Source organism: Bradyrhizobium sp. SHOUNA76, assembly GCF_023006445.1.
Taxonomy (GTDB): domain Bacteria; phylum Pseudomonadota; class Alphaproteobacteria; order Rhizobiales; family Xanthobacteraceae; genus Bradyrhizobium.
In genome coordinates, this window is the sequence record NZ_JALBHA010000414.1 from 1 (window position 1) to 5863 (window position 5863).

Genomic DNA, 5863 nt, shown 5'->3' on the forward strand with positions numbered 1-5863 from the left:
CGAGCCTGCGTCCGCGCGCGATGCCGCGCGGCTGGCGCAGCTTCATGGCGCCTCTTTCGCACGCGGCTGGGGCGAAGGCGAATTCGAGAGCATGGTCAGCGAGCGCAATACGCTGGTGCATCGCTTGCGCCTCGGGCGCAAGACCATCGGATTCGCGGTGTCGCGGATCGGCGCGGACGAGGCGGAAATCCTTTCGATCGCGGTGGACGAGGCCTATCGCGGCCGCGGCCTCTCCCGCGCGCTGCTGATGACCCATCTCGGCCACCTCGCAGGGCGCGGCGTGCGCACAATATTTCTCGAAGTTGAGGAAAACAACCAGCCGGCGCGGCGGCTCTACGACGGGTGCGGATTCATGGTGGTCGGGCGCCGCGAACGCTACTATAAGCAGCCGAACGGGGAACAATTGAACGCCCTTCTGATGCGACGTGACTTGTCGTAACATCGGTGGCAGAAAGCGCCCCGCCAGGCAGACAAACCATGACCGTACTGAAACCTTCTTCCGCATCCAAGGCGTCCGGCATCGAGGCGCGCTGTGCCGCCACCGGCATGCGCATGACCGAGCAGCGCCGCGTCATCGCCCGCGTGCTCGCGGAGGCGATCGATCATCCCGATGTCGAGGAACTGTACCGGCGCTGCGTCGCCGTCGACGACAAGATCTCGATCTCGACCGTGTACCGTACCGTCAAGCTGTTCGAGGACGCCGGCATCATCGAACGCCATGATTTCCGCGAGGGCCGCGCGCGCTACGAGCAGATGCGCGACAGCCATCACGACCACCTCATCAACCTGCGCGACGGCAAGGTGATCGAGTTCACCTCCGAAGAGATCGAGAAACTCCAGGCCGAGATCGCTCGCAAGCTTGGCTACAAGCTGGTGGATCACCGCCTCGAACTCTATTGCGTCCCGCTCGACGACGACAAGCCGACGTCCTAGTCGAGTGCCCATCGACCTCATCATCTTCGATTGCGACGGTGTGCTCGTGGACAGCGAGGTCATTTCCTGTCGCGCGCATGCGGATGTGCTGACGAAGCACGGATATCCGATCACGTCGGAGCAGGTGTTCGCGCGCTTCCTCGGCCGCTCGACGCGGCAGGCCAATCTCGAGATCGAATCCGAGCTCGGCCGCAAGTTGCCCGAAGCCTATCACGGCGAGTTGCAGGACGAGCTGTTTCGCTCGTTCGAGGCCGACCTCGAAGCGATCCGCGGCATTCATGACGTGCTCGATGTGGTGCCTCAACGCGTCTGCGTCGCCTCGAGCGGCTCGCATCAGCGCATGCGCGTCAGCCTGGGGAGCACCGGGCTCTACGAGCGCCTCACGCCGAATATCTTCTCGGCCTCGCAGGTGACGAACGGCAAGCCGGCACCGGACCTGTTCCTGTTCGCGGCGAACGAGATGGGCGTGCCGCCCCAGCGCTGCGTCGTGATCGAGGACAGCCTGGCCGGGATTACCGGCGCGCGGGCGGCGGGAATGACCGTATTCGGCTTTTACGGGGGCAGCCATTGCCGCGACGGCTATGCCGAGACGCTGCGCGAGGCCGGCGCCGATCTGCTCTTTGCCGACATGCATCAGCTGCCGGAGCTGGTCCGGCGGGTCGAGGCGGACGCTTTGGCGGGCTGATTTCGGCTGATTGCCGTCATTACGGGGCACGCCCACAGCGCGTGAACCCGGAATCCAGGGGTTTTGGCACGAGAATCCGGGTTCGCGCTACGCGCGCCCCGGAATGACGATCCAAATACCTCCATTCGCTGGATTTTCGCGCCTCCAGCCTATATCTGAGGGCCGTCCTCCACCTCAATTCCGGGTTCCATGACGCCGCCGCGCAAGCTGCACATCAAATCATATGGCTGCCAGATGAACGTCTACGATGCCCAGCGCATGGTGGACACGCTGGCTCCGGAAGGATTCGTGGAGACGGCCAGTGCCGAGGAGGCCGACCTCGTCATCCTCAATACCTGCCATATCCGCGAGAAGGCCTCGGAAAAGGTCTATTCCGAGCTCGGCCGCCTGCGCGTCGCCAAGGACGAGGCTGCACGCGGGGGCCGCACCATGCAGATCGCGGTTGCAGGCTGCGTGGCGCAGGCTGAAGGCGAGGAAATCGTGCGTCGCGCGCCTGCCGTGGACGTCGTGGTGGGACCGCAGAGCTATCATCATCTGCCCGAGCTGTTGAAGCGCGCCGGCGACGAAGGCCGCGCGATCGAGACCGAGTTTCCGGCCGAGGACAAGTTCGGCTTCCTGGCCCAGCCCAAGCCCGCAGCGATCCGCGCGCGCGGCATTTCCGCTTTCGTCACGGTGCAGGAAGGTTGCGACAAGTTCTGCACCTTCTGCGTCGTGCCCTACACGCGCGGCGCCGAAGTCTCGCGCCCGGTCGCGAAGATCGTCGATGACGTGAAGCGGCTGGCCGACAACGGCGTGCGCGAGCTCACGCTGATTGGGCAGAACGTCAACGCCTATCATGGCGAGGGACCGGACGGGAAAGTCTGGCCGCTCGGCAGACTGCTCGAGCATCTGGCGACGATTCCCGGCATTGCGCGGCTGCGCTATTCGACCAGCCATCCCCGCGACGTCGACGACAGCCTGATTGCAGCCCATCGCAATCTCGGTGCCCTGATGCCGTTCGTGCACCTGCCGGTGCAATCGGGCTCGGACCGCATTCTGGCGGCCATGAACCGGAAACATACCGCCGATGATTATCGGCGGGTCATCGACCGTTTCCGCGCCGCGCGCCAAGACATTGCTTTTTCATCGGATTTCATCGTCGGCTTCCCCGGGGAAAGCGAGCAAGATTTTCTCGCCACCCTCGCGCTTGTCACGCAAATCGGCTACGCTGCGGCTTATTCGTTCAAATACTCCGCCCGGCCGGGAACGCCGGCCGCGGACATGCAGGAGACGGTGTCCCCCGCCGAGATGGACCAGCGATTGGAGCGGCTCCAGGAACTGATCGACAGCCAGCAGTCGGCCTTCAACAAGGCTGCGATTGGCTCAACGGTCGACGTGCTGTTCGAACGTCCGGCGCGCAAGGACGGCCAGATCGTCGGCCGCACCGCATTCCTCCAGCCCGCTCACGTGATGGCCTCGCCCGACATCATCGGACAGATCCTGCCTGTCAGGATCGACAGCCTCGAGCGCTACAGTTTCCTCGGCGAGCTCGCCGCACTACGCACCGCGCGTGAGCCCGCTTTATCGCAAGCCAGTGGAGCCTGAACCCTTGCCAAAAAGCGCATCGGATTCGTCTTCTATCGCTCCCAGCCGCAAATTTGACCGCGACATGCAAGTTCCGCCCGAGACCCAGGTCGTCATCGACTTCGACGACAACCGCGCCGCTTCGGCGCTGGTCGGCCCCTACGGCCAGCATCTCGCGCAGATCGAGCGGCGGCTCGGGGTCGTCGTCGATTCCAAGGGCAATCACATCACGATCGGCGGCACGCGCGACGGCTGCGACGCCGCACGCCGCGTGCTGGAGATGCTCTACGCGCAGGCCGTGAAGGGACAGGATCTCGACCAGGGCGAGGTCGAAGGCGCGATCCGGGCCGTCATTGCCCAGGGCTCGCTGTTCGAGTTCGACGCCAAATCGGCCAAATCGGCCTTCGACAGCATCAATCTGCGCAAGCGCCCGGTGCGCGCCCGCACCGCTGCCCAGGACTCCTACATCCGCGCGCTGAAGCGCCACGAGCTGGTGTTCGGCATCGGCCCTGCCGGCACCGGCAAGACCTGGCTCGCGGTTGCGCACGCCGCGCAGCTATTCGAGCGCAAGGAGGTCGACAAGATCATCCTGTCGCGTCCGGCGGTGGAAGCCGGCGAGCGGCTCGGCTTCCTGCCCGGCGATCTCCGCGAAAAGGTCGATCCTTATCTCCGCCCGATCTACGACGCGCTCTACGACCTCATGGATGCGCGCATCGTCGAGCGCGCGCTCCAGACCGGCGAGATCGAGATCGCGCCGCTCGCCTTCATGCGCGGCCGCACCCTCACCAACGCCGCAATCATCCTGGACGAGGCGCAGAACACCACGTCGATGCAGATGAAGATGTTCCTCACGCGCCTCGGCGAGAACAGCCGCATGATCGTGACCGGCGATCCCTCGCAGATCGACCTGCCGAACGGCCAGACCTCGGGCCTGGCCGAAGCGACCCGCCTCCTGGGCGGCGTCGAGGGCATTGCTCAAGTTCATTTCAAAGCCGAGGACGTGATCCGCCACGAACTCGTGGCGCGGATCGTCGCCGCCTACGAAGGTTCGCCGCAGCGGCCGGCCGCCGGCCAATCCTGACGAGGCAACAGTCGGACCAGAGGGCGCGGATACGGGCCCTTTTCGTCCCAGACAACAAAATGTCCCATCCCAACCTTCCCATGACCGAGGTCCTCGTCGTCGCCGATTGCTGGCAGAGCGAGCCCGATTCCGAAGCCGTGATCCAGCGCGCGGTTGCGGCCGCCGCCGAGAGTGTCGACGAAGACGTTGCCGACGCGGAAGTGGCCGTGATGCTGACCGATGATGCCGGCATCCGCACCCTCAACAGCAACTGGCGCGGCATCGACAAGCCGACCAACGTGCTGTCGTTTCCCGCGCTCCAGCCGGAGGGCGAGTGGAAGCCGGGTGATGCGCCGCGCATGCTCGGCGATATCGCGATCGCCTACGAGACCATGCGGCGCGAAGCGGACGAGGAACAAAAGCCGTTCGACCACCATTTGAGCCATCTCGCCGTGCACGGCTTCCTTCACCTGATCGGCTACGACCACGAGAACGAAGGCGACGCCGAGGAGATGGAAGCGCTGGAGACGCAGATCCTGGCTCACCTTGGAATTCCCGATCCCTATGCAGAGCGCGCAGGGACGCACTGAGATGCCGGATTCCGACCCGATCCAGGACAACCCGCGCCACACGGCCAATCTTCCCGCCGTGGTGACGCAAGGCGAAGTGATGCGCCCGACTGCGGAAGGATGGCTGCTGCGCGCCATCCGGACGCTGTTCGGCTGGAAGGCGGGATCGGTGCGCGACGACCTCCAGGTCGTGCTCGATGCGACGACGCCTGGCGACTCCGGCTTCTCCGCGGTCGAGCGCACCATGCTGCGCAACATCCTCGGACTGCACGAGCGCCGCATCGCCGACGTCATGGTCCATCGCGCCGACATCATCGCAGTGAAGCGCGACATCCCGCTCGGCGAGTTGATGGACCGCTTCGAAAGCGCCGGCCATTCGCGCCTCGTGGTCTACAACGAAACGCTCGACGATCCCGTGGGCATCGTCCACATCCGCGACCTGCTCGCCTTCATGACCGCGCGTGCCCGCGTGTCGGAAGCCACCAAGACCAAGCGCAAGAAGGCGCTCCCGGCCGGGCTCGACCTCCGCGCCGTCGATCTCGCGCTGCCGCTCGAGGATGCGCGCATCATCCGCAAGCTGCTCTACGTGCCGCCGTCGATGCGGGCGATCGACCTGCTCGCGCAGATGCAGGCCACGCGCATCCATCTGGCGCTGGTGGTCGACGAATATGGCGGCAGCGACGGGCTGGTCTCGATCGAGGACATCGTCGAGCAGATCGTCGGCGAGATCGACGACGAGCACGACAGCGACGAGCCGCCCTCGATCGTGCGCCTGCCCGACAACGCCTTCATCGCCGACGCTCGCGCCAGCCTCGACGACGTCCGCTCGGTGATCGGCGAGGATTTCGTCACCGGCGAAGCCGGCGAGGAGGTGGAGACGCTGGGCGGCTATCTCGTCAGCTTCGTCGGGCGCCTGCCGGTGCGCGGCGAGGTGATCTCGGGCCCCGGCAATTACGAGGTCGAGGTGCTCGATGCCGATCCGCGCCGCGTCAAGCGGCTGCGCATCTCGACGCGCAAAGAGCGTCCCGCCCCGCGCACCCAGCGTGAGAGCCG

The 5863-nt window shown here is 65.5% G+C and carries 7 protein-coding genes; all 7 read left to right on the forward strand.

What is annotated here, in order from left to right; translation table 11 throughout:
- A partial coding sequence (gene rimI, locus MOV74_RS29280) for a ribosomal protein S18-alanine N-acetyltransferase (RefSeq protein WP_246930129.1) occupies nt 1-439 on the forward strand: 439 nt, incomplete at its 5' end.
- Nucleotides 440-477: 38 nt separating this feature from the next.
- Nucleotides 478-933, forward strand: coding sequence for a Fur family transcriptional regulator (locus MOV74_RS29285; RefSeq protein WP_246930131.1), 456 nt, complete (start codon nt 478-480; stop codon nt 931-933).
- 4 nt (nt 934-937) lie between these two features.
- Nucleotides 938-1618, forward strand: coding sequence for an HAD family phosphatase (locus tag MOV74_RS29290; protein WP_246930133.1), 681 nt, complete (start codon nt 938-940; stop codon nt 1616-1618).
- A 189-nt stretch (nt 1619-1807) separates the two neighbouring features.
- Nucleotides 1808-3202, forward strand: coding sequence for a tRNA (N6-isopentenyl adenosine(37)-C2)-methylthiotransferase MiaB (gene miaB / locus MOV74_RS29295; protein ID WP_246930136.1), 1395 nt, complete (start codon nt 1808-1810; stop codon nt 3200-3202).
- Between the two features lie 64 nt (nt 3203-3266).
- Nucleotides 3267-4262 carry a PhoH family protein gene (locus MOV74_RS29300; RefSeq protein ID WP_246930139.1) on the forward strand — a complete coding sequence of 332 codons (996 nt, stop codon included), beginning with the start codon at nt 3267-3269 and terminating at the stop codon, nt 4260-4262.
- 59 nt (nt 4263-4321) lie between these two features.
- Nucleotides 4322-4831, forward strand: a complete 510-nt coding sequence (ybeY, locus tag MOV74_RS29305; protein WP_246930141.1) for an rRNA maturation RNase YbeY — start codon at nt 4322-4324, stop codon at nt 4829-4831.
- A 1-nt stretch (nt 4832) separates the two neighbouring features.
- A partial coding sequence (locus MOV74_RS29310) for a hemolysin family protein (protein ID WP_246930143.1) occupies nt 4833-5863 on the forward strand: 1031 nt, incomplete at its 3' end.

What these genes read in the sequence shown, in the direction of transcription:
- ybeY (WP_246930141.1), top strand. Translation starts at nt 4,322, where the DNA reads ATGTCCCATCCCAACCTTCCCATGACCGAGGTCCTCGTCGTCGCCGAT.
- MOV74_RS29300 (WP_246930139.1), top strand. Translation starts at nt 3,267, where the DNA reads ATGCAAGTTCCGCCCGAGACCCAGGTCGTCATCGACTTCGACGACAAC.
- MOV74_RS29285 (WP_246930131.1), top strand. Translation starts at nt 478, where the DNA reads ATGACCGTACTGAAACCTTCTTCCGCATCCAAGGCGTCCGGCATCGAG.
- miaB (WP_246930136.1), top strand. Translation starts at nt 1,808, where the DNA reads ATGACGCCGCCGCGCAAGCTGCACATCAAATCATATGGCTGCCAGATG.